Here is a 21,225-nt window from a genome sequence, read left to right as displayed (position 1 = left end):
CCCTCGGGGCGTCGCCGGGGCGCGTGAGCGGAGGTCAGGCGCGTCCGCGCCCGGTGACCCTGCGGGTCCACCGCACGGCGCGCCGCACCACGGGACCGGCCAGGCTGATCTCCGAGGTGGCCTTCTTCAGGACCTGGGTCGCCGCCCGCGACTCCGCCACCGCCTTTTTCAGCTCCGCCGTGGTGCGCTGGAGCTCGCCGCTGAGCTTCTTCAGCGTGGCGGCGTCGCCCGCGGGGGACGCGGGTTTCTTGATCTGGTTGACCCGGACGAGCTCCCAGCCGTCGAACGCGTCCGTGGTGTGCCACAGGTCCTCCCTGGACTCCAGCCACCGCAGCAGGCGCTCCCGGACCGGGCGCGCGTCCCCCCAGGTCGCGTAGAGCTTCTGCGTGCTGACGCATATCGGCGCGAGGCCCAGGTTCGCCACCGCCTCCCAGACGGCCATCGCCACCCCGGGGGTGTGCACGCTCCGGTAGTCGTCGAAGACGACGATCCCGTCAGGGCGCAGGACCTTCTTGGCCGACAGGACGTCCTGCCGCACGTGGACGTACAGGTGCGAGGCGTCCACATGGACGAACCTGCACGATTCAGCGGCGACGTGGTCGAGGACGATCGAGGTCGGGCCGTGCACGATCCGCGGGAGCGTGTCGTGGAAGGTCAGGTAGTTCTCCTCGAACCTGTCCCGGGTGAGCGCGGAGTAGGACCGGCTCGTCTCGGCGTCGTTGGCCGCCTCGGGCGCCTCGGACTCGAACAGGTCGCAGACCGTGAACGCCTCGCCGGGGCGCGCGTGAGCCCCGATCATGACCGCGCTCTTGCCGAGGTACGTTCCCAGCTCCAGCAGGTCGCCGGGGGAGTTCTCCGTGGCCTGCCCGGACAGGATCCACTCGAAGAGCCGCTGGTCGGTGCCCCAGAACCAGCCGGGGATCCGGTCGAGTGACTGCGGGGTGATCTCTACCTTCACAGCTGACATGGGCGGACCGTAACAGCCGGAAACGGCGATCCGGCGGATGTTGGCCCGATGGTCGCCCACGGTGTGCCTGCGCGTCACGTGGCCGTCAGCCGCCGCTCACCCTGAAGGTCGCGCGCCAGGTGAGCGGCCGGTCCCGGAGGGCTCAGATCCCTTCGGGGGAGCCGGGGACGCTCCGGGAACCGAGGCCGCGGAGCACGAAACCCGAGACGATCACCTCGGCCTCCTCGGGTGTCATCGCGCCGCTGAGCAGCGGCACCCGTTCGGCGCCGATGACGGCGAGGATCATCCGGGCGGCGGCGGCGACGTCGGGGGCCTGGAAGTCGCCCGACGACACGCCGCTGTCGATGATGCCCGTCAGGATGCGCTGCATCGGCTCGACGTGGTCGGCCAGGCGCTGGTAGGCGTCGGGGCCCAGCGCCGCCGACAGGTCGGCGGGGCCGGGGTGGGGGTGGGCGAGCAGCCCGTCGAGCTGGAGCCTGACGAAGACCCGTAGCCGTTCGGCGGGCGAGGCCCGGTCGGGCAGCTCCCGCTCGTAGCTGTCGATGAAGTAGTGCGTCACCCGCTCGGTGAAGGCGAGCAGCAGCGCGGCCTTGTCCGGGAAGTAGTTGTACAGGACGGTGCGGGTGATCTCGGCTTCGCTCGCCACGTCGGTCATGGAGATGGCGTCGATGCCCTGGTCCCGAGAGAGACGCGAGACCGCCCGCAGGATGCGATCCTGGGTCTGGGCACGGTGCTCGCCGATGGTAGCGGCCGAAATCCGGGGCATGGCCCCATGGTCGCACAGCACCGGCACCTCGTCAGGCGGCCTGCGGCGGGGTCAGCGATGAAGACGGGCCGTGAGCATCGCGGTGCGCATGTCCTCGGCGCTGGGGGCCGGGGGGAGCGGGGGAGCGATCGGGTCGGCGCGGCCGGTGCGGCACGCGTCGAGGATCAGGCCGATCAGCCGCCGCCACGCCTCCGGGGCGGCGCAGCGCGTGGAGCCGAGCACCCCGGCGTTGGCCATCATGATCAGCATCAGGTCCTGGCCGGTGAAGTCGGCGCGCAGCGTCCCGGAGCGACGGGCCCGCTCGATCACCCGGTCGACCGCGGCCAGCGCCCGCGCCCTCGGCCCCTCCAGTGCCTCCCCGGGGAAGCAGGAGGTGAGGCCTTCGGTCACCCCCTGGTCGGCGGCCTGCATCCCGCAGACGTGCTCGACCAGTCCGGCGAACGCCTCCCACGGGTCGTCGGCGCGTTCCGCCGCCTCGGCGGCCTCGACGAACTCGGCCATGCGGTCGGCCAGGATCGCCTCGATGAGCGCCTCGCGGTCGGGGAAGCGCCGGTAGAGGGTGGCGATGTTCACCTCGGCCCGGCGGGCGATCTCCTCCAGGGGCACGTCGAGCCCGCCCTCACGGAACGCGACCCGCGCCGCCGCCATGATCCGTTCCCGGTTGATCTCGGCGTCCTTGCGCAATCCCCGCCCTTTGCACGCGTTCATGAGCCGATTCTACAAAGTGAAGGCCATCCTGCGGTTATGCTACGGTGGCTCGAAGCGAAGGACTGCCTTCACTTATTCTCTCGGAGCGCACCATGAACATCGTCCTTTGGGTCGTGCAGGGCCTGCTCGCCCTGGCCTTCCTTTTCGCCGGCTTCACCAAGGCCACCAAGTCTCGCGAGGACCTGTCGGGCCAGATGCCGTGGGTGGAGGACTTCTCGGACGGACAGGTCAAGATCATCGGGATCCTCGAGGTGCTGGCCGGGGTGGGTCTCATCCTGCCCGCCGTCACCGGCATCCTGCCCATCCTGACCCCGATCGCCGCCGCGGCCCTGGTGATCACGATGATCGGCGCCCTCGTCGTGCACCTCCGGCGCAAGGAGTACCCCGGGATCGTGGTCAACGTGGTGCTTCTCGTGCTGGCCGCCTTCGTGGCCTGGGGCCGTTTCGGGCCCTACGCCTTCTGAGGGACGGGCTCCAAAGGCCCGGCTCGAAGCTTCCCGGCCTGGGAGCCGTGCCTTCCGGAGGCTCTGGGCGTTCAAGGTCACCGGACGCGGAAACGCTCCGGTACGGGATCCCGTACCGGAGCGTTTCCGCGTCCTGGAGGTGTTCCCGAAGGTGCCGGACGAGAGCGGGGTCAGGCGGCGGGCCGTGACGTGGATCGCTCGATGTCGTAGTTCCTCGCGGGGTGCCGTGTCGGTCGAACGGTTCCGGCGCCAGGGCTGTCCTGCCGGGGTGCCGTCAGGCGAGGTCACCGCAGTTCTCCTGTCCTGTGGAAGGGATGTCATGCGTCATCGCTCTCGACGCCTGGGGTATTCGCTCGTGGCTATGGCCTTGGCCTTGGTGGTAAGCGTCCCCGCGTCGGTGTCCGCCTCTGCCGCCCCGCCGGATCGTCCGCAACACCCCCCACGCCCGTGGGTCAAGCTCTGTCTCAAGCTCAAGCTGATGCCGCAGCATCGGCGGATCCGCTGCCACTTCCCGCCCGCACCCCGCCTCGCCTCGCCGGCCCGGCTCGCGGCGGGGAATCGCCAGGCACCGGCGATCAGTGAACTGTCGGTACCGACGAACCCGGCGTCTCCCATCGAGATCACAGCCGGGCCGGACGGCGCGCTGTGGTTCACCGAGAACTACGGCAACAAGATCGGGCGCCTCGCCACCACGGGCACCTTCATCGAATACTCCCTGCCCACCAGCGGCTCCGAGCCGGGGCACATCACCGTCGGCCCGGACGGCGCGCTGTGGTTCACCGAGGCGGTGGGCAACAAGATCGGACGGATCACCACCAGCGGGACGATCACCGAATACTCCCTGCCCACCGCGAACGCCTATCCGTGGGGCATCACCGTCGGCCCGGACGACAACCTGTGGTTCGTCGAGCAGAGCGCCAACAACGTCGCCAGCGTCACCACCTCCGGAACGATCAACGAGTACCCGCTGCCGACCAACGTCTCCGGTCCGTTCGACATCACGCTCGGACCCGACAACGACCTCTGGCTCACCGAGAACTACGTCGACAACATCGCCCTCGTGGCGATCTGACCGCACCGGTCGGCGGCCGCCCGCGAGGGTTCGCCGCGGCGTCCGATCCGCGGTCGGTGGATGTCGACCTCGGTCCCCGTTCCCGAACGAACCGGGCTCCCGGGCGGTCCGCCTTCTCGCCGACACCGCCCGGGAGAATCTCGTCATCGGCACGATGTGGAATGACCTTCCCGCCGAGCCGCCCCAACGCTCACGGAGGCCGAGGCCTGCCGGCGACGATCAACACCCCACATCCGCGACCGCCCCGGTCCGAACCTCGGACCGGGGCGGCGCCGTCCGGAAAGCCGTTCCACCAGCCCCCGTGCGGGCTGACCACGACAGGTACCGGGCGGGAAACGACGACATCAGGCGCGCGAAGGCACCGCGAACCCGGACCGGGCCACCCTGCCGAGCTCGCCCAGGACCTCGGTGTTGAGCAGGTAGGCGAGCCGGGTCTCGCGGATCAGCCGCCCCTTCTCGGCCTCGTTCAGGGGAAGCGCGTCCAGCCGGGCCCGGTACTCGTTCTTGAAGCGGGGCAGGCTGCCGAGCCCGTCGAAGAGGTAGAAGTCGACGCCGCCGCCCGGCTGGTAGCCGTAGATCTTCTGCAGCTCCATCCGGATGAACTGCCCGCCGGACAGGTCCCCCATGTAGCGGGTGTAGTGGTGGGCGATATAGCCGCCCGGCCAGGTGGCCACCTGGTTGATACGGGCCACCAGGGTCAGGGTCGGCCTGGAGGGCTCGATCCTGGACCTCCAGCCGGACCCGTAGATCGTCTCCAGATCGCGGACCAGCGCCTCCTCCCGGTAGAGCTCGGGAATGACGAACGGCGCCGCGACGGGATCCGCGGCCAGCGAGCGGGAGGCGCTCTCCAGGGCCACGTAGGCGAAATAGTGCTGGGCGACCATCTCGCCGTAGGCCTCGGCGCTGAGGCTGCCGGCCATCAGCGCCTTGAGGTAGCTCTCGTCCTCGGCGGACTCGTGGTCACCCCAGGTGGCGTTCCTGAGGACTTCGGAGAAGGGCGATTCGCTCATGATCACTCCGCGGCGAGGAAATCTTTTATGACGCAGTGTCACAAAAACCACGCCGCCTCGTCAAGCTGATGACGACACCCTGTCATTAAATCGCCTCCGTGTTGATCCCGGAAGCCAGGCGAGCGCGAGAACCGCCGCGAACACCGGCAACCAGGCCAGCCGGTGCGGCAACCAGACCGGCTCGTCGGGCGCGGCCAGCAGGCCGGGCACGTCGCCGAAGCGCAGGGCGGCGATGGCGAGCACGGCCACCGCGCTCTGGTGCCACAGGAAGAGCGTCATCGCCGACAGGTTGGCCGACGCGACCACCGCCCACAGCCGGGGACGCCGCATCAGCCGGGCCAGTGGCGCGCGTACGAGCAGCGCCAGCCCCACCTGGGCGAGCCCGAAGCAGACCACCGCCAGGCTGGGCGGGCTGAGGTTGGAGACCGCGGCCCCGGTCACGCCCACCATGCTCGCCGGATACCCGAACCCGCCGACCAGCAGCGCCGCCCCGGCCACCCCGCCGGCCAGCAGCGCCGCCGCCGTCCGGCGCGAGTCGAGCAGCCCGCGCGCCCAGGCGATCCCCAGCGCGTACGGGACCAGCCACCCGGCCGCCAGGTTCGCCCACCCCGTCCAGGCGGGGGCGCCGAGCCCGAACCTGGCCAGGTCCACCCCGAGCACGACCGTGAACGCCACGGCGGCCGTGACGATCGGGTGCGCGCGCAGGAGGAGGGGGGCGGCCGCGGTCAGCGCGGCGAAAACGGCCAGGAACCACAGCGGCCCGATCGCCGGGAGCACCATCGCCCTGATCGTTCCCACCGGGGTCCCGCGCAGCGCCATCCCCGCCGCGATCCCCGCCCAGACCAGGACCAGCGGGACCACCGGTCCCAGCAGTCTCCCCATCCTGGCCCGCACCCAGGCCCCCGCCGGGTACGCGCCGCCCCCGGCCTCCCGGCGCGGACCGCGTGCCGCCACGGGGTCCGTAGCGCGCGATGGGATGGGGGAAGCGGTGGAGCCCGGCTCACGGGTCCCCGGCTCGCGGACCTCCGAGCGGAGGGGCGCGCGGACCTCCGAGGCGCGGGCCGCCGCCGAGCGGAGGCCGCGCGCCGCCGCGTAGCCGCCGACGAGGAAGAACACCGCCAGCGTCTGGAACACCCATGACAGCGGCGTGAACTCCGGCAGGTGGGCGAGCGGGCTGGACAGGTGAACCGCCCCCGCCGCGCCCAGGTCCCACGCCGTCACCAGCCAGTGCCCCAGCACCACACCCACGATCGCCAGCGCCCGCAGCGCGTCCACCCCGCGATCCCTGCTCCCGGGAGTGGCCGCCTCGATCCCGGCCGCGAGGCTAGCCACGGGACACCTCGCCGCCCCGGCCGAGCGCGATCAGGGTCAGGTTGCGCAGGGACTCGCCGCCCGGTCGGAGATACTCGCTGTGCCCGGCGGAACCGGTACCGAACAGGCGGGCGCCGAAGGCCGGGGCGGCGGGATCGGGGCCGAAGCCGAGCGGGCCGATCCTGAGCTTGGGCACCTTGCGCATCCAGTCGCGGGCGCCGCTGCCCGCCCACAACCGGGTGCCGCCCAGCTCGGCGGCCGACGAGACGCGCAGCCCCGGGCTGCCGAAGACGGCCGTGTCCGCGACCCCGGAACCGGGCACGGCCCCGGCGCACACCACCGAGCCGTAGCTGTGGCACAGCAGGCTGACCCGTTTCCCCCCGAGCGTCTCGGTGATGTATCGCCGCAGGTCGGAGGCCCCTCTTTCGGCGGCTCCGCCGGTCAGCACACCGAGGCTGAGCGTCGCCGGGCTGTCGTAGCCGAGCCAGGCGACCACCGCCAGCCTCGCCCCCGGATCCAGCGCCCGCGCCTCGGCCAGCAGCGCCCGCGCCCCGCCCCCCGGCGTGCTGTACGGCCTGGCCCTGCCACCGTCGAAGGTGGCGGACGTGGTGTCGGAGCCGGGGACGACGACCGCGACGTGCTCGGCCGTGCCGAGGTCGCCGTAGACCCGCACCACCCGGTCGCCCGCGGGCGGGGGGACCGTCACGTAGGCGAACGCCGCGGCGGTGGCCACGGCGAGCGTGCGGCGGAACATGTGAGCCTCCTGTCCGGTCTGAGGAACCGGACAGAACGCTAGGAATCGCGGCCCGTAACCCGCGTCACCCCGAGGCGGTCACCTTCCCCGTCCCCCTCGGGAGCGAGGGGGTGATCCCGGCCTGGTCTCGAACCGGTCCCGAACCGGTCCCGAACCGGGGCGGACTGGCCCCGTGCCGAGGGACGCCGCTGTGGACGGATCCGGCGACAAACTCAGCCGGATGGAGACGGAACGGTTGATCATGCGCAGATGGCGGGATGACGACCGGGAGCCGTTCGCTGCCCTGAACGCCGACCCCGAGGTGATGGAACACTTCCCCGCCCCGCTGACCAGGGCGCAGAGCGACACGATGGTCGACAAGATCGAGCGGTCCTTCGACGAGCAGGGCTACGGCCTCTGGGCGCTGGAGGTCAGGGAGACGGGCCGGTTCATCGGCTTCACCGGGCTGATGTGGCAGCGCTTCGAGGCGCCCTTCACCCCCGCCCTGGAGGTCGGCTGGCGGCTGGCCAGGCACGCCTGGGGGTACGGGTACGCCGTCGAGGCGGCCAGACGGGCCGTCGCCGAGGGCTTCGCGGTGGCCGGGGTGGACGAGATCGTCTCCATGACGGCCCAGCGCAACACGCGCTCGCGCGCGGTGATGGAACGGCTGGGCATGACCCGCGACCCGTCCTGCGACTTCGACCACCCGGCGGTGCCCGGAGGTCACCCGGTGCGCTCCCACGTCCTGTACCGGCTCGGGCGACCGTAGCCGAAGCCGAAGCCGCGGGACGTCACTCGCCCGGACGGACCAGGCCCGTCTCGTAGGCGTGGACGATCGCCTGGGCGCGGTCGCGCAGGTTCAGCTTCGCGAGGATCCGGCCCACGTGGGTCTTGACCGTCTGCTCCGACAGGACGAGCTCCTCGGCGATCTCCTGGTTGGACCTGCCCCGCGCGATGAGGGCGAGCACCTCCGTCTCGCGCTCGGTGATGTCGTCCAGCCGCCCGCGCGGGCGGCTCGGGCCGATGCGGGCGAACTCCGTGATCAGCCGCCGGGTCACCGAGGGCGCCAGCAGCGCCTCCCCCGCCGCCACCACCCGGACCGCCTCGGCGAGCTGCTGCGCCGAGGCGTCCTTGAGCAGGAAGCCGCTCGCCCCGGCCCGCAGCGCCTCGTAGACGTAGTCGTCGAGGTCGAACGTCGTCAGAATCAGGATCCTCGGTGCGGGGCCGGTGGACTCCATGATTCGCCGCGTCGCCGCGAGGCCGTCCATGACTGGCATCCGCACGTCCATCAGCACGACGTCGGGCCGCAGCTCGGCCACCCGCGCCACGGCCTCGGCGCCGTTGGCGGCCTCGCCGACGACCTCGATGTCCGGCTGCGAGCTCAGGAAGACGGTGAAACCGGTCCGTACCATGCCCTGGTCGTCGGCGATGAGCACCCGGATCGTCATCGAATCTCCTTGAGCGGGGAGACCCCGGGGCCCTGCCCCGGGGAGGAGGTCACGCGTCCTCCGTGATCGGAAGTATGGCGGTGACCGCGAAGCCCGTCCCGGTCGGACCGACCCGGAGCTTCCCGCCGAGCATGGACACCCGTTCCCGCATCCCGATCAGGCCGTGTCCCATGTGCCCGGGTTCCTCGGGGGAGCGGTACCCGGGGCTGTTCGTCACCTGGACGTGCAGCTCGGCGCCGTACCGGGCGACCTTCAGCGAGACGGCCGAACCGGGGGCGTGCCGCATGGCGTTGCTGAGCGATTCCTGGGCGATCCGGTAGGCGGACAGGCTCACCGCCGTGGGGAGCCCGATCAGGTCGCCGATCAGCTTGAGCGTCACGTTGAGCCCGGTGGAGCGCGCGGTGTCGACGAGCTCCTCCAGGCGGCCGAGGCCCGGCTGCGGCGCGGTGTCGGCGTGCCCCTCCCCCTCCCTGAGGACGCCCAGCACGCGGCGCATCTCGGTCATGGCCGAGAGGGACAGCGCGCGGATCTCCTTCAGCCCCTCCTCCAGGCGCCGCGCGTCCCCGGCCGCCTGCAGCGGGACGGCCTCGGCCTGGATGGCGATCACCGACATGTGGTGGGCGACGACGTCGTGGAGCTCCCTGGCGATCCTGGCCCGTTCCTCCAGCGCGGCCTGGGCCGCCAGGGCCCGCTCGCTGCGCCGTTCCTCCTGGGCCAGCAGCCCGGCGGCCAGCCGCCGGGCGCGCACGTTGTAGCCGAACAGGACGGTCACCGAGACCGCGCCGACGACGAGGGCCGTCGAGTTGGGATGGATCATCCAGGCGCCGAGGAACGAGACGATCCACACGCCCACGGTGATGTGCCGCTCGCAGCGGACCGCGACCGCGTAGACCACGAGTACGTACATGATCGAGGCGGCCGCGGTGTAGGGGACCTCGTCGAGGAACTGCCGCGAGACGACCGTTCCCAGGGGAACGAGCAGGAAGGCCGACCGCCAGGCGGCCAGCGGCCACCGGTCGCGCAGCGCGAGCGGCAGGGAGAAGGCCAGGGCCGCGAACATGAGCCCCTCCTGGTCGAGGGGGGAGTGAGCCGCGGCCGCCTCGGTTTGGAGGTAGGACAGACCACCGCCGAACAGGATGAAGGTCAGCACCAGGTCGCCCAGCAGGACCAGGTCGATCGTCCGGAACGGCAGCAGCCCCAGGGTGCGCGGCACGCGGAGGGTGAGGCGGCGTGACCGGGGACGGGCCGGGTCGGGCACCCCGGTCACCAGCGCCTCGACGAGCGGGCGGGCGAGCCGTACGGCGGGTTCCCGCGCCCGCCGCGCATGTCGTGCGAAAAACCGCCGCGCGGGGCTGGGGATCACCCGGATCAGCGTAGGCGGCACGGCCGTCACCCGCATCCCACCAGGGGGTGACCTCCGATATACGACCGGGGAGGGAACCCGTGCCGTCCGGTGGGCTCAGGCCGCGCCCGGACCGGGTCGCCGGCCGCCCCGTACGCCGGGTCGCCTTCCGGGCGGAGTCGCGAAGGAGGGCGGGAGCGGCCGCCCCCCGCTCTCCCTCAGGTGATTCCCGTGCACCTGCCATCGTTGAACGTTTCATCGGCCGGCACCGTTCACCAGGGCCCTCCGTCCGTGGTGGCGGCGCGATCTTGACCCTTTTCATCCAGAGTGTGACTTTTTTGAAAGGTTCGATCGTTACGGGAGGCATATCGATGCGAGTAATGACATGGCTGGCCGGTTGGGTCGCCGGAGGAATGACGGCCGCCGCTCTCGTCCTCCTGGCGGCCGGAAACGCCACGGCCGCACCGTCGCCGGCACCGTCGCCCTCTCCGTCCGGCGCCCTCCCGTGCCGTACGGCACCGCAGACCCCGGCGCCCTCCAGTACCCCGCCGACCGCGCCGGGAACGCCGACGGTCGTGGACGTCACGCTCACCATGGTGCGCCTGAGCTGGGCCGCCTCCAGCGATCCGCACGGCATCGCCTGCTACTACGTGTACGAGAACAAGAACGGCACGGCCGTCCGGGTGGCCACCTTCCAGCCCGCGGTCACCGAGGGGACGGTCTTCCTTCCGTTTCCCCCGTACAACGTCGAGTCGGAGGTCCACCACCTGTACGTCGTGGCCGTCGACTCGAAGGGCGAGATGAGCCCCCCGTCCGGAACGGTGGCCGTCACGATATACAACGACGTCCGCCCGGTGCCCGGCAGCTGTGAGGTGAAGTACACCTCCTGGCCGTGGGGCACCGGGATGAGCACGAACATCAGGATCTCCAACACCGGCTCCACGCCCCTCACCGACTGGCGGCTCACGTTCGCCTTCGCCGACCCCGGCCAGCGGGTGACCTCGGGCTGGTCGGCCGCCTGGTCGCAGACCGCGACCGCGGTGACGGCAACGAGCCTGCCCTGGAACAGGGACCTCGCTCCCGGGCAGTCCCGGATCATCGGCTTCCAGGGCACCCACGCGGGCGCCAACCCCGCCCCGGCCGCTTTCCTGATCAACGGGATCGCGTGCGATCAGCCGTGAGCGAGGGACCGGCCCGATGACACGCCCCTTCTGAACGGTCAAGGCGTTTCCGGCGGAACCGCAGGTCCGGGCCGGGTAGGTCGCGCCGTCCGCTACCCCCGCAGGAGTGCGCACCTCGCCCGGACGGGCCTGGAACACGTGCGCTCCTGTGGGGCCCGTCCAGCTGTTCACGCAGCCATGATTACACGATTACGATCGCTCACAGCGAACTCGCTCAACCTCGGGAACATTCTCCGGCTCCCATTAATTGAGTGTGTATAACTCAACCTTTGGAGTTCACATGAGTGAGAGCCTGATCCTCCCGGTCCTGCCGCTCGACGACGAGGTCGTGCTGCCGGGCATGGTGGTCCCGCTTGACCTGTCGGAGACCGAAGTCCGGGCCGCGATCGACGCGGCGCAGGCTCTCGCTGACAACAAGCCGGAAGTCCTTCTCGTTCCCCGGATCGACGGCAGATACGGCTCGATGGGCGTGAGGGCGATCGTCGAGCAGGTGGGCAGGCTCCCCGGAGGCGAGCCCGCGGCCGTGGTGCGCGGTGTCGACCGGGTCCGCGTGGGCACCGGCACGACCGGCCCCGGCGCGGCCCTGTGGGTGGAGGCCACCCGCGTTCCCGTCGTCGCGGCGGGCGAGCGCGCCCACGAGCTCGCCAAGGAGTACAAGGCGCTGGCCACCACGATCCTGCAGAAGCGGGGCGCGTGGCAGGTCGTCGACGCGGTCAACCAGATGGACGACCCCTCGGTCCTCGCCGACAACTCCGGTTACGCCCCCTGGCTGAGCACCCCGCGCAAGGCCGAGATCCTCCAGACCGCCGACCCGGCGGACCGCCTTTCGATGCTGGTCGAGTGGTCGCGCGAGCACCTGGCCGAGCTCGACGTGGCCGAGACGATCCGCAAGGACGTCCAGGAGGGCATGGAGAAGCAGCAGCGCGAGTTCCTGCTCCGCCAGCAGCTCGCCGCGGTCCGCAAGGAGCTCGCCGAGCTGAACGGCGACACCTCCGCCTCCGAGGAGGAGGACTACCGCTCCCGCGTCGAGGCCGCCGACCTGCCGGAGAAGGTGCGCGTGGCCGCGCTCAAGGAGGTCGACAAGCTGGAGCGGACCTCCGACCAGTCTCCCGAGACCGGCTGGATCCGCACCTGGCTCGACACCGTCCTCGACATCCCGTGGAACGACCGGACCGAGGACTCCTACGACATCGCCGCGGCCCGCGCCGTCCTCGACGCCGACCACACCGGCCTCGACGACGTCAAGGACCGCATCATCGAATACCTCGCCGTCCGCGGGCGCAGGGCCGAGAAGGGCCTCGGCGTGGTCGGCGGGCGCCGCAGCGGCGCCGTGCTGGCGCTGGCCGGTCCCCCCGGGGTCGGCAAGACCTCCCTCGGCGAGTCCGTGGCCCGCGCCATGGGCCGCAAGTTCGTCCGCGTCGCCCTCGGCGGCGTGCGCGACGAGGCCGAGATCCGCGGTCACCGGCGCACCTACGTCGGCGCCCAGTCCGGCCGGATCGTCCGGGCCATCCGCGAGGCCGGTTCGATGAACCCGGTCGTGCTGCTCGACGAGGTCGACAAGGTCGGCTCCGACTACCGGGGCGACCCGACGGCCGCGCTGCTCGAAGTGCTCGACCCGGCACAGAACCACACCTTCCGCGACCACTACCTGGAGGTGGAGCTCGACCTCAGCGACGTGCTCTTCCTGGCGACCGCCAACGTGCTGGAGGCCGTCCCCGGCCCGCTGCTGGACCGCATGGAGATCGTGACGCTCGACGGCTACACCGAGGACGAGAAGGTCGCCATCGCCCGCGACCACCTGCTCCCGCGCCAGCTCGACAAGGCCGGTCTCACCGCGCAGGACGTCACCGTCGGCGAGGGCGCGCTGCGCAAGCTCGCCGGCGAGTACACCAGGGAGGCCGGGGTCCGGTCCCTGGAGCGCTCGATCGCCAGGATCCTGCGCAAGGTGACGGCCAACGTCGCGCTCGGCGAGGGCGAGCTGCCCGTGACGGTGGAGGACCTGGTCCCCTACCTGGGCCGCCCGCGCAACGTGCCCGAGTCCTCACTTCCCGAGTCCAGCCAGCGTACGGCGGTGCCCGGCGTGGCCACCGGCCTGGCGGTCACCGGGGCGGGCGGCGACGTCCTCTACGTGGAGGCGTCCCTGGCCGACCCCGAGACCGGCGACACCGGCCTGACCCTGACCGGCCAGCTCGGTGACGTCATGAAGGAGTCGGCCAAGATCGCGCTCTCCTACCTGCGCTCGCGGGGCGCGGAGCTGGAGCTGCCGGTCGCCTCCCTCAAGGACCGCTCGGTGCACGTCCACTTCCCTGCGGGAGCCGTTCCCAAGGACGGCCCGTCCGCGGGCGTCACCCTGATCACGGCCCTGGCCTCGCTGCTCTCCGGCCGCCAGGTCCGCGGTGACGTGGCCATGACCGGCGAGGTCTCCCTCACCGGCCGGGTGCTCCCGATCGGCGGGGTCAAGCAGAAGCTGCTGGCCGCCCACCGGGCGGGCATCACGACCGTGCTGATCCCTGCGCGCAACGAGCCCGACCTGGACGACGTCCCGCAGGCCGTCCGCGACGAGCTCACCGTGCACACGGTGAGCGACGTGCGCGAGGTCCTGGAGATCGCGCTCACCCCGGCCAAGGTGGCCGAGCACGTCGCGGCCTGACCCGCGTTCCCCGCGACGGCCCGCCCTCTCCCCGGAGAGGGCGGGCCGTCGCGTCATATCCGGGTCGTTCTCCTGCGGAGCGGGCTTAACAGATATAAATGGACGAATCATCAAGTCGATTGACCGAATGATTCGGTCGTGATGGCATGGGCTCCATGCTCTACGGAACGCCTCCCCTGGAGGCCGTCGACGAAGCGGCGCTCGGCGAGATCGAGGAGATGCGCCGCGACCTGAAATACCGCCTCGCGGAGACCCACCGCTGGGACGGCCAGCTCCGGCGCCAGCTTCAGGCACGGGCCATCCAGGGCTCCAACTCGATCGAGGGCTACCGGGCCAGCGTCGAGGACATCGAGTCCATCATGGCCGGAGAGGACCCCCTGGACACCTCCGCCGCGATCGCCAGGGAGATCTCCGGCTACCAGCAGGCGCTGACCTATATCCAGCTGCTCTCCCGGGCGCCGGTGTTCGCGTTCGACGCCGGCCTGCTGCACGCGCTCAACTTCATGATGATCGGCCACCACCGTGACAGGACGCCGGGCACGGTACGACCCGGGGGCATCTACGTCCGTAACTCCGCCACCGGGGAGGTCGTCTACGAGGGCCCGGACGCGGAGCGGGTGCCGGAGCTGATGGCCGAGCTGGTCGCCTGGCTCAACGAGGGCGACCTGGAGGCGCCGAGCCACGTGCGGGCGGCGATGGCCCACTTCAACCTGGTGAGCATCCACCCCTGGCGCGACGGCAACGGCCGCATGTCGCGGGTGCTCCAGACGCTCGTGCTCGGCAGGGACCGGATCACCACCCCGGAGTTCTCCTCCATCGAGGAGTGGCTGGGGCAGGACAGGAACACCTACGACTACTACGACGCCCTGGCCGAGATGCAGAGGCGAAGCTGGAGCCCGCATCGGGACATGCTGCACTGGGTGCGCTTCTGCCTGCGCGCCCACCACCTCCAGGCCCAGCGGGTCGGGCGCAGGCTCTCCGAGGCGGGGGAGGTGTGGACGCTCCTGGAGGAGCGGGTCGACGCCGACGGGCTCAACGCCCGGACCGTTTCGGCACTCTACGAGGTGTTCGTCAACCGGCGGCTGCGCCGGAGCAGATACCAGCTGGACGAGTCGCTCAGCCAGGGGCAGGCGGCCAGGGACCTGCGCGACCTGGCGGCCAAGGGCTGGCTGACGCCGTACGGGGAGACCAAGGGTCGCTTCTACGCGCCCGGGGAGAGGATGCGGGCGATCAAGGAGGACTTCGCCCAGCGGGTCGTCCCCCTGCGGGACCCGTACCGGTAACGACCAGGGTGACCGGGTACGGCCACGGGCGGTCTCGCTGGAGACGGGTGTTCGTGACGGGTGATCGGTTTCACATAACATGTCGGGAATGAGGGCAAACCAGGGGCGCGTTGGGGACCAGCTGTGATCGATGTGTCGGACCTGCGGAAGGTCTATCAGGATCGGGGCCGAGAGGTGGTCGCCGTCGACGGCGTGGATCTCCACGTCCGCGAGGGTGAGATATTCGGCGTGCTCGGTCAGAGCGGCGCCGGCAAGAGCACCCTGCTGCGCTGCGTGAACCTGCTGGAGCGGCCCACCTCCGGCACCGTCTCGGTGGCGGGGCAGGAGCTGACCGGCCTCGGCGAGGGAGACCTGCGCAGGGCCCGGCAGAGGATCGGGATGATCCACCAGCACTTCGCCCTGCTCTCCTCCCGTACGGTCGCCGGGAACGTCGCCTTCCCGCTGGAGGTCATGGGGGTGGCCAAGGCCGAGCGCGCCAGGCGTACGGCCGAGCTGCTGGAGCTGGTCGGGCTGGCCGACAAGGCGGGGGCGCACCCCGCGCAGCTGTCGGGCGGGCAGAAGCAGCGGGTCGGCATCGCCCGCGCGCTGGCCGGAAGCCCCCCGGTGCTGCTGTCGGACGAGGCCACCTCGGCGCTCGACCCGGGTACCACGCAGTCGATCCTGGCCCTGCTCAAGCGCCTCAACTGCGAGCTCGGCCTGACGATCCTGCTGATCACCCACGAGATGCACGTCGTCAAGTCGATCTGCGACTCGGTCGCCGTCATGCGGGACGGCCTGGTCGAGGAGTCGGGGACCATCCCCGCGCTGATCTCCAGGCCGGGCTCCAGGCTCGCCGCGGAGCTGTTCCCCCTGCCCGAGCCGGAGCCGGGCCATGTCACGATCACCTTCACCGGGCAGGCCGGCGAGCCGGTGGTGTCGCAGGTGGTCCGCAAGTTCGACGTGGACGTCAACATCCTCGGCGGGGCGCTGGAAGAGGTGGCGGGCCTCTCGACGGGACGGCTGCGCCTGCTCGTCACCGGTGACGAGCGCGCCGCCGCGCTCACCTACCTGGCCGGACGCGGCCTGCTCGTCGAGGAGGCCTGATGACCTGGGAAGAGATGTTCCCGCTGCTGATGGAGTCGACCGGCCAGACCGTCCAGATGGTCCTGTGGTCGACCCTGTTCACGGTGATTCTCGGCCTCCCGCTCGGGGTGGCGCTGATCGCCACCGACCGGGGCGGGCTGTTCCCCTCGCCCGCGCTCAACCGGCTGCTCGGGCTGGTCGTCAACATCGGCCGCTCGCTGCCCTTCATCGTGCTGATGATCGCGATTCTCCCGCTGACCAGGCTGATCGTCGGCACGACCATCGGCACGATCGCCTCGGTGGTCCCGCTGACGCTCGGCGCGGCGCCGTTCTTCGCCCGGCTGGTGGAGACCGCGCTGCGCGAGGTCGGCAGGGACAAGGTGCAGGCCGCCCAGGCGATGGGGGCCGGACGCGTGACGATCGTCGGCAAGGTCCTGTTGCCCGAGGCGATGCCCGGCCTGGTCGCGGGGCTCACGGTGACCGTGGTCGCGCTGATCTCGTACTCGGCGATGGCCGGGGCGATCGGCGGGGGAGGGCTCGGGGACCTGGCCATCCGCTACGGCTACCAGCGCTTCGAGACCACGCTCATGATTGTCACCGTTGTCGTGCTGGTCGTCGTCGTGCAACTCGTGCAGACCCTGGGCGACACCGTCGCCCGCCGTCTCGCGCGTAACTGAGCGGATTATCGCAATGATCATTCACTCCATTCCGTGGTTTATCCGGTAAGCAATCTTATTTGATCATTGACTTGGCCTGGTCTTTTAAGTGAAGTGAAAGTGAAGGGCAATCGGCGCATCGTACAACTTGGGGTGTCAAAATCCTCACTCCCGAGAGGAACCCCTCAAAATGCGATTCGCCAGCCGAATCCTCCTGGGCGCCGGTGTGGCCGCCCTGCTCGCCACGGCTACCCCGGCGATGGCCAGCGCCGCGACCGTGACCCCCATCAAGACCCCCGCCACGACCACCTCCACGACTCCCTTCTTCGCCGACGACTGGGGACCGTACTACTCCGGCGACGAGAAGGCGGAGGCCGAGGGCAAGGTCGTCGTGGAGAAGAAGTCAGAGCGGCACTGGTACTGGAAGAAGTATTCCAAGATCGTCAAGAAGTGCACCTGGTACAAGGGTGAAAAGAAGTGCAAGTGGGTGAAGCAGTGGTTCAAGAAGCGCGCGTGGAAGTGGGAGCACGAATACCACTACACCGTGCACAGCAAGCTCACCAACCACAAGTGGTGGAGTAAGCCCAAGCACTTCTGTGCGTGGGAGACCTTCAAGGTCGTCGGCTTCGACGGCTCGACCGCCTTCAAGAGCTTCAAGAACTGCTCCAAGAAGCCCGGCTTCTACTCCTTCTCCGGCCAGGACGCCGAGCACATCTACGTCAAGGTGAGCCGTGGCAACCACGGTCACCCCAACGGTTACCAGGGCGGCTGGGAGCACATCTACAGCCACGCCTGATCCGCACGGTCGAGGCCCCGCGGGGTCTGATCATCCACTGGGCCGCGATCTCGTCCGCGAGATCGCGGCCCAGCCGTGCGCGGGCACTTCTCCCCGAACTCCTTACCGAGTAATGTTCGGTTTCATGCACCCGGGAGCGATCGCAGCAGTCTCGCCGGACAAGCCCGCTGTGATCATGGCGGGCTCCGGGCGGGTCGTCACCTACCGTGAGCTGGACGAGGAGTCCAACCGCCTCGCCCACCTCTTCCGCGCCGCGGGGCTGCGGCCGGGTGACCACATCGCCTTCATGCTGGAGAACCACCCGCTGTTCCTGGCGGTCGCCTGGGCCGCGCACCGCTCGGGCCTGTACTACACCGCGATCAGCTCGCGCCTGAAGACCGACGAGCTCGCCTACATCGTCGACAACTGCGGGGCACGGGTCTTCATCTCCTCGGCCGCCCTCGCGGACGTGGCCGTCTCCATCGCGGACCTCACGCCGGGCGTCGGGCTCCGGCTCATGCTGGACGGCGTGGCCCCCGGCTTCGACTCGTACGAGAAGGCCGTCGCGGCCCACCCCGCCACCCCTGTCGAGGACGAGTGCCAGGGCATGGACATGCTCTACTCCTCGGGCACCACCGGACGGCCCAAGGGCGTCAAGCCGGTCCTCTCCATGGCTCCGCTGGACACGCCGGGGCCGCTGCTGCAGCTCATCCAGTTCCTGTTCGCGCCCTCTTCCGACAGCGTCTACCTCTCCCCGGCGCCGCTGTACCACGCCGCCCCGCTGCGCTACTGCATGAGTTTCCAGCGCATGGGCGCCACGCTCGTCGTCATGGAGAGGTTCGACCCCGAGCAGGCGCTCGCGCTCATCGAGAGGTACCGCGTCACCCACTCGCAGTGGGTGCCGACCATGTTCATCAAGATGCTCAAGCTGCCCGAGGAGACCCGCGCGCGCCACGACCTGTCGTCGCTGGCCTGCGCGATCCACGCCGCGGCACCCTGCCCCGTCCCCGTCAAGGAGCGGATGATCGACTGGTGGGGTCCGATCATCCACGAGTACTACGCGGGGACCGAGGGCAACGGCTTCCTGTACGCCGGACCGCAGGACTGGCTCGCCCACCGGGGCACGGTCGGCCGCCCGCTGCTCGGCGTCGTCCACATCTGCGACGAGGACGGCGAGGAGTTGCCGCCGCGCGAGCACGGCACGGTCTACTTCTCCGAGGGCCCCCAGTTCGTCTACCACGGCGACGAGGACAAGACGCGGGCCTCGCGCGATCCCCGGGGCCGGGGCTGGACCACCCTCGGCGACATCGGCTACGTCGACGAGGAGGGTTTCCTCTACCTCACCGACCGCCGCTCATACATGATCATTTCTGGCGGGGTCAACGTCTACCCGCAGGAGGCCGAGAACGTCCTGGCCGTCCATCCGAAGGTGGCGGACGTGGCCGTCTTCGGCATTCCCGACGAGGAGATGGGCGAGCAGGTCAAGGCCGTCGTCCAGCCGCTCTCCATGGACCTGGCGGGCCCGGAACTGGAAGCCGAGCTGATCGAGTACTGCCGCTCCCAGCTGGCGCTCTACAAGTGTCCCCGGTCGGTCGACTTCCGCGAGGAACTGCCCAGGCACCCCACCGGAAAGCTCTACAAGCGCCTCCTGCGCGACGAGTACTGGCCCGCCGGCTCCTGAGCCGTCCAGGGACGCTGCCCGCGCGCACCTGATCGACCGATCGGCGGGCTCACCGCCGACGGACGGGGTTCGCGTACGGCGGTGCGACGACCGCCGGGAACCCGGGCGGTCATTCCTCGGCGCAGGCCTTCTTCTCTTCCTCGACCGAGGTGTTGATACGGCTGAGAAGCCCGTGGAGCTGGACGATCTCCTCGTCGTCGAGGGCGGAGCACAGCTCTCGCTCCAGCGTCGTGAGCGCCTCCTGCACCTTGGTGAGCGCGTCCGCTCCCGCGGCGGTCATCTCCACGATGTGGCGGCGCCGGTCGGCGGGATCGCGGCGGCGCTCGGCGAGCCCGTCACGCTCCAGGTCGTTGAGGATCGCCACCAGCACGCTGGGATCGACCGCCAGCGCCTCGATGAGGGCCTGCTGGCCCATGGGGCCGCGCTCTTCGAGGTTCATCAGCGTGACGGCGTGCCTGGGGGTCAGGCCGGTCACGCCGAGTGCCTGACGCATGCGGACGTTCGTGATGGTGCCGTGGCGGGCCAGGAGCATGCCGAGACGATCCACGGCCCTTGGCGCACGGACGTCCTCGACTCCCATGTCAATACCGTAACACGCATCGAATGATCGATGAATCTAAATAGTTGATGCTCTTCAACGATATGTTAGTGTCAACGACATGCCGGACGCCGCATCGGCACGTACGGCCTGGTCAGGCCCGTTTTCGAGGCCCAGGCCGACGTGTCCGCCGCGAGGCGACCGGGCCCGGCTGACGGCAGTCCGGGCCCACGGCCCGTGCCGGACCACCGTGATTCCGTACCAGAAAGAGATCGAGAACCTGTGATGAGCGATACCGCACCCGCATGGCAGCCCACCGTCGCCGTGGTCGGCGGAGGCTACGGAGGCGTCCGCGTCGCCAAGGCGCTCGACGCCGTGGCCGACGTCGTGCTCGTCGACCCCAAGGACGCCTTCGTGCACAACGTCGCCGCGCTGCGGGCCCTGGTGGACCCGAGGTGGCTGCCGCACGTCTACTTCCCGTACGACACCCTGCTCGCCCGGGGCCGGGTGGTCCGCGACCGGGCCGTCAGCGTCGACTCCAAGCGCGTCGTCCTCGGCTCCGGCGAGGAGATCGCCGCCGACTACATCGTGCTCGCGACCGGCTCCTCCTACCCGTTCCCCGGCAAGAGCGACGCCCTCGAGACCGAGGCCGCGCACGAGCACTACCGGGCCTCACACCGGGCCCTCGCGGCGGCCGACGGGGTGCTGCTGCTGGGCGCGGGCCCGGTGGGCCTGGAGCTCGCCGGCGAGATCAGGGCCGTCTGGCCCGACAAGCGCGTCACCGTCGCCGACATCGGCGACGACATCCTCCCCGGCCCGTACCGGCCCGAGCTGCGCGCCGAACTCCGCCGCCAGCTGGACGAGCTCGGCGTCGAGCTGCTGCTGGGCAGCCCGCTGCGCGAGGCGCCGCCGACCGAGCCCGGCACCGCCGCGACCTTCACCGTGACGACCGAGGCGGGCACGGAGGTCACCGCCGACATCTGGTACCGCTGCTACGGCGTCACGCCCCTCACCGGCTACCTCGCCGACGACCTGTCCCCCGCCCTCACGGCGAGGCGGCTCGTCGAGGTGACCCCCGAGCTGCGGGTGACCGGGCAGGACAGCGTCTTCGCGCTCGGCGACATCACCACCCTGGGCCCGCCGATGGCGGGGCACGCGGGAATGCAGGCCGAGGTCGTCGCCGCGAACATCCGCGCCCTGATCACCGGCGAGGGGGAGCTGGGGGCGTACGAGCCGATGCCGCCCGTCATCGTGGTGCCGCTGGGCCCCGATCGCGGCGCGGGCCAGTTCCCCGGCCAGGAAGACATCCTCGACGGCCCCGCCGTCGCGCAGATCAAGGGCCGCAGCCTGCTGGTCGAGCGCCAGACGGAGGTCTTCGGGGGCGGGGACAAGGAGCTCCCGAAGTAGTCGTCCGGTGATTTCGAGTGACCGGGACCCTCGCTGAGCACGCCTGATAAAGCCGTTGTCAGAGGATCCCGGTCGCCGCGATCAGGCTCTTAACCTGGGCTTACGCGCCATCGGGCATTGTTTTGGCTAGCCGGTGAGTACCGGTCTCCGCCCCGTCCGATCGGGGGGGAC

General features: G+C 70.5%; 20 protein-coding genes. 11 read left to right on the top strand and 9 right to left on the bottom strand.

Annotation, left to right across the window (positions count from 1 at the left end):
- Positions 1–34 precede the first annotated feature (34 nt).
- The 3 genes from ACSDR0_RS08570 to ACSDR0_RS08560 form a co-directional block, all read right to left on the bottom strand.
- A complete protein-coding gene (locus ACSDR0_RS08570) occupies positions 35–967 on the bottom strand; it encodes a class I SAM-dependent methyltransferase (RefSeq protein WP_435288214.1) in 933 nt (310 codons plus the stop codon).
- 142 nt (positions 968–1,109) lie between these two features.
- Complete coding sequence (locus ACSDR0_RS08565) at positions 1,110–1,733, bottom strand: TetR/AcrR family transcriptional regulator (RefSeq protein ID WP_435288213.1); 624 nt, start codon at positions 1,731–1,733, stop codon at positions 1,110–1,112.
- Between the two features lie 51 nt (positions 1,734–1,784).
- The gene (locus ACSDR0_RS08560; protein ID WP_435288212.1) at positions 1,785–2,441 is read right to left on the bottom strand and encodes a TetR/AcrR family transcriptional regulator; all 657 of its coding nucleotides are present in this window, start codon (positions 2,439–2,441) and stop codon (positions 1,785–1,787) included.
- A gap of 92 nt (positions 2,442–2,533) precedes the next feature.
- Here ACSDR0_RS08560 and ACSDR0_RS08555 point away from each other — a divergent pair, with 92 nt between their 5' ends.
- On the top strand, positions 2,534–2,905 hold the full coding sequence (locus ACSDR0_RS08555) for a DoxX family protein (protein WP_435288211.1): 372 nt from the start codon (positions 2,534–2,536) through the stop codon (positions 2,903–2,905).
- 478 nt (positions 2,906–3,383) lie between these two features.
- Positions 3,384–3,977, top strand: coding sequence for a Vgb family protein (locus ACSDR0_RS08550; RefSeq protein ID WP_435288210.1), 594 nt, complete (start codon positions 3,384–3,386; stop codon positions 3,975–3,977).
- A 344-nt stretch (positions 3,978–4,321) separates the two neighbouring features.
- On the opposite strand, the gene ACSDR0_RS08545 is transcribed toward ACSDR0_RS08550, so the two are convergent.
- The 3 genes from ACSDR0_RS08545 to ACSDR0_RS08535 are packed head-to-tail and all read right to left on the bottom strand — an operon-like array spanning position 4,322 to position 7,052.
- Complete coding sequence (locus ACSDR0_RS08545) at positions 4,322–4,987, bottom strand: heme oxygenase (biliverdin-producing) (protein WP_435288209.1); 666 nt, start codon at positions 4,985–4,987, stop codon at positions 4,322–4,324.
- A gap of 60 nt (positions 4,988–5,047) precedes the next feature.
- The gene (locus tag ACSDR0_RS08540) at positions 5,048–6,319 is read right to left on the bottom strand and encodes an acyltransferase family protein (RefSeq protein WP_435288208.1); all 1,272 of its coding nucleotides are present in this window, start codon (positions 6,317–6,319) and stop codon (positions 5,048–5,050) included.
- Positions 6,312–7,052, bottom strand: a complete 741-nt coding sequence (locus tag ACSDR0_RS08535) for an alpha/beta hydrolase (protein WP_435288207.1) — start codon at positions 7,050–7,052, stop codon at positions 6,312–6,314. Before ACSDR0_RS08535 ends, ACSDR0_RS08540 begins: the two co-directional genes overlap by 8 nt.
- A gap of 220 nt (positions 7,053–7,272) precedes the next feature.
- Between ACSDR0_RS08535 and ACSDR0_RS08530 the strand changes: the two genes are divergently transcribed.
- Positions 7,273–7,800 (top strand): GNAT family N-acetyltransferase, encoded by a 528-nt coding sequence (locus ACSDR0_RS08530; RefSeq protein ID WP_435288206.1) that lies wholly within the window; start codon positions 7,273–7,275, stop codon positions 7,798–7,800.
- Positions 7,801–7,822: 22 nt separating this feature from the next.
- Here ACSDR0_RS08530 and ACSDR0_RS08525 read toward each other — a convergent pair whose 3' ends face one another.
- Positions 7,823–8,479 carry a response regulator gene (locus ACSDR0_RS08525; RefSeq protein WP_435288205.1) on the bottom strand — a complete coding sequence of 219 codons (657 nt, stop codon included), beginning with the start codon at positions 8,477–8,479 and terminating at the stop codon, positions 7,823–7,825.
- Between the two features lie 49 nt (positions 8,480–8,528).
- On the bottom strand, positions 8,529–9,842 hold the full coding sequence (locus ACSDR0_RS08520; protein ID WP_435288204.1) for a sensor histidine kinase: 1,314 nt from the start codon (positions 9,840–9,842) through the stop codon (positions 8,529–8,531).
- Positions 9,843–10,192: 350 nt separating this feature from the next.
- Here ACSDR0_RS08520 and ACSDR0_RS08515 point away from each other — a divergent pair, with 350 nt between their 5' ends.
- The 7 genes from ACSDR0_RS08515 (at position 10,193) to ACSDR0_RS08485 (ending at position 19,109) form a co-directional block, all read left to right on the top strand.
- Positions 10,193–11,002, top strand: a complete 810-nt coding sequence (locus ACSDR0_RS08515; protein WP_435288203.1) for a cellulose-binding domain-containing protein — start codon at positions 10,193–10,195, stop codon at positions 11,000–11,002.
- A 280-nt stretch (positions 11,003–11,282) separates the two neighbouring features.
- Positions 11,283–13,652, top strand: a complete 2,370-nt coding sequence (gene lon, locus ACSDR0_RS08510) for an endopeptidase La (RefSeq protein ID WP_435288202.1) — start codon at positions 11,283–11,285, stop codon at positions 13,650–13,652.
- A gap of 155 nt (positions 13,653–13,807) precedes the next feature.
- Entirely contained in the window at positions 13,808–14,935 is a 1,128-nt protein-coding gene (locus tag ACSDR0_RS08505) for a Fic family protein (protein WP_435288201.1), read from the top strand.
- Positions 14,936–15,058: 123 nt separating this feature from the next.
- The gene (locus ACSDR0_RS08500; protein ID WP_435288200.1) at positions 15,059–16,018 is read left to right on the top strand and encodes a methionine ABC transporter ATP-binding protein; all 960 of its coding nucleotides are present in this window, start codon (positions 15,059–15,061) and stop codon (positions 16,016–16,018) included.
- Complete coding sequence (locus tag ACSDR0_RS08495) at positions 16,018–16,674, top strand: methionine ABC transporter permease (protein ID WP_435288199.1); 657 nt, start codon at positions 16,018–16,020, stop codon at positions 16,672–16,674. Before ACSDR0_RS08500 ends, ACSDR0_RS08495 begins: the two co-directional genes overlap by 1 nt.
- A 169-nt stretch (positions 16,675–16,843) precedes the next feature.
- Complete coding sequence (locus ACSDR0_RS08490; protein ID WP_435288198.1) at positions 16,844–17,449, top strand: hypothetical protein; 606 nt, start codon at positions 16,844–16,846, stop codon at positions 17,447–17,449.
- A gap of 124 nt (positions 17,450–17,573) precedes the next feature.
- On the top strand, positions 17,574–19,109 hold the full coding sequence (locus ACSDR0_RS08485) for an acyl-CoA synthetase (protein ID WP_435288197.1): 1,536 nt from the start codon (positions 17,574–17,576) through the stop codon (positions 19,107–19,109).
- A gap of 109 nt (positions 19,110–19,218) precedes the next feature.
- On the opposite strand, the gene ACSDR0_RS08480 is transcribed toward ACSDR0_RS08485, so the two are convergent.
- Positions 19,219–19,689, bottom strand: a complete 471-nt coding sequence (locus ACSDR0_RS08480) for a MarR family winged helix-turn-helix transcriptional regulator (protein ID WP_435288196.1) — start codon at positions 19,687–19,689, stop codon at positions 19,219–19,221.
- Positions 19,690–19,932: 243 nt separating this feature from the next.
- Between ACSDR0_RS08480 and ACSDR0_RS08475 the strand changes: the two genes are divergently transcribed.
- A complete protein-coding gene (locus ACSDR0_RS08475) occupies positions 19,933–21,054 on the top strand; it encodes an NAD(P)/FAD-dependent oxidoreductase (protein ID WP_435288195.1) in 1,122 nt (373 codons plus the stop codon).
- The last annotated feature ends 171 nt before the right edge of the window (positions 21,055–21,225 follow it).

The sequence above is a fragment of the Streptosporangium sp. G11 genome (genome assembly GCF_051192615.1).
Taxonomy (GTDB): Bacteria; Actinomycetota; Actinomycetes; order Streptosporangiales; family Streptosporangiaceae; genus Streptosporangium.
This window is presented reverse-complemented; position numbering and strand designations above follow the sequence as displayed.

Coding starts and splice junctions, on each gene's coding strand:
- lon (WP_435288202.1), top strand. CDS start 11,283: ATGAGTGAGAGCCTGATCCTCCCGGTCCTGCCGCTCGACGACGAGGTC.
- ACSDR0_RS08505 (WP_435288201.1), top strand. CDS start 13,808: ATGCTCTACGGAACGCCTCCCCTGGAGGCCGTCGACGAAGCGGCGCTC.
- ACSDR0_RS08550 (WP_435288210.1), top strand. CDS start 3,384: ATGCCGCAGCATCGGCGGATCCGCTGCCACTTCCCGCCCGCACCCCGC.
- ACSDR0_RS08485 (WP_435288197.1), top strand. CDS start 17,574: ATGCACCCGGGAGCGATCGCAGCAGTCTCGCCGGACAAGCCCGCTGTG.
- ACSDR0_RS08475 (WP_435288195.1), top strand. CDS start 19,933: ATGAGCGATACCGCACCCGCATGGCAGCCCACCGTCGCCGTGGTCGGC.
- ACSDR0_RS08570 (WP_435288214.1), bottom strand. CDS start 967: ATGTCAGCTGTGAAGGTAGAGATCACCCCGCAGTCACTCGACCGGATC.
- ACSDR0_RS08525 (WP_435288205.1), bottom strand. CDS start 8,479: ATGACGATCCGGGTGCTCATCGCCGACGACCAGGGCATGGTACGGACC.
- ACSDR0_RS08545 (WP_435288209.1), bottom strand. CDS start 4,987: ATGAGCGAATCGCCCTTCTCCGAAGTCCTCAGGAACGCCACCTGGGGT.
- ACSDR0_RS08530 (WP_435288206.1), top strand. CDS start 7,273: ATGGAGACGGAACGGTTGATCATGCGCAGATGGCGGGATGACGACCGG.
- ACSDR0_RS08560 (WP_435288212.1), bottom strand. CDS start 2,441: ATGAACGCGTGCAAAGGGCGGGGATTGCGCAAGGACGCCGAGATCAAC.
- ACSDR0_RS08565 (WP_435288213.1), bottom strand. CDS start 1,733: ATGCCCCGGATTTCGGCCGCTACCATCGGCGAGCACCGTGCCCAGACC.
- ACSDR0_RS08515 (WP_435288203.1), top strand. CDS start 10,193: ATGCGAGTAATGACATGGCTGGCCGGTTGGGTCGCCGGAGGAATGACG.
- ACSDR0_RS08490 (WP_435288198.1), top strand. CDS start 16,844: ATGCGATTCGCCAGCCGAATCCTCCTGGGCGCCGGTGTGGCCGCCCTG.
- ACSDR0_RS08535 (WP_435288207.1), bottom strand. CDS start 7,052: ATGTTCCGCCGCACGCTCGCCGTGGCCACCGCCGCGGCGTTCGCCTAC.
- ACSDR0_RS08480 (WP_435288196.1), bottom strand. CDS start 19,689: ATGGGAGTCGAGGACGTCCGTGCGCCAAGGGCCGTGGATCGTCTCGGC.
- ACSDR0_RS08495 (WP_435288199.1), top strand. CDS start 16,018: ATGACCTGGGAAGAGATGTTCCCGCTGCTGATGGAGTCGACCGGCCAG.
- ACSDR0_RS08555 (WP_435288211.1), top strand. CDS start 2,534: ATGAACATCGTCCTTTGGGTCGTGCAGGGCCTGCTCGCCCTGGCCTTC.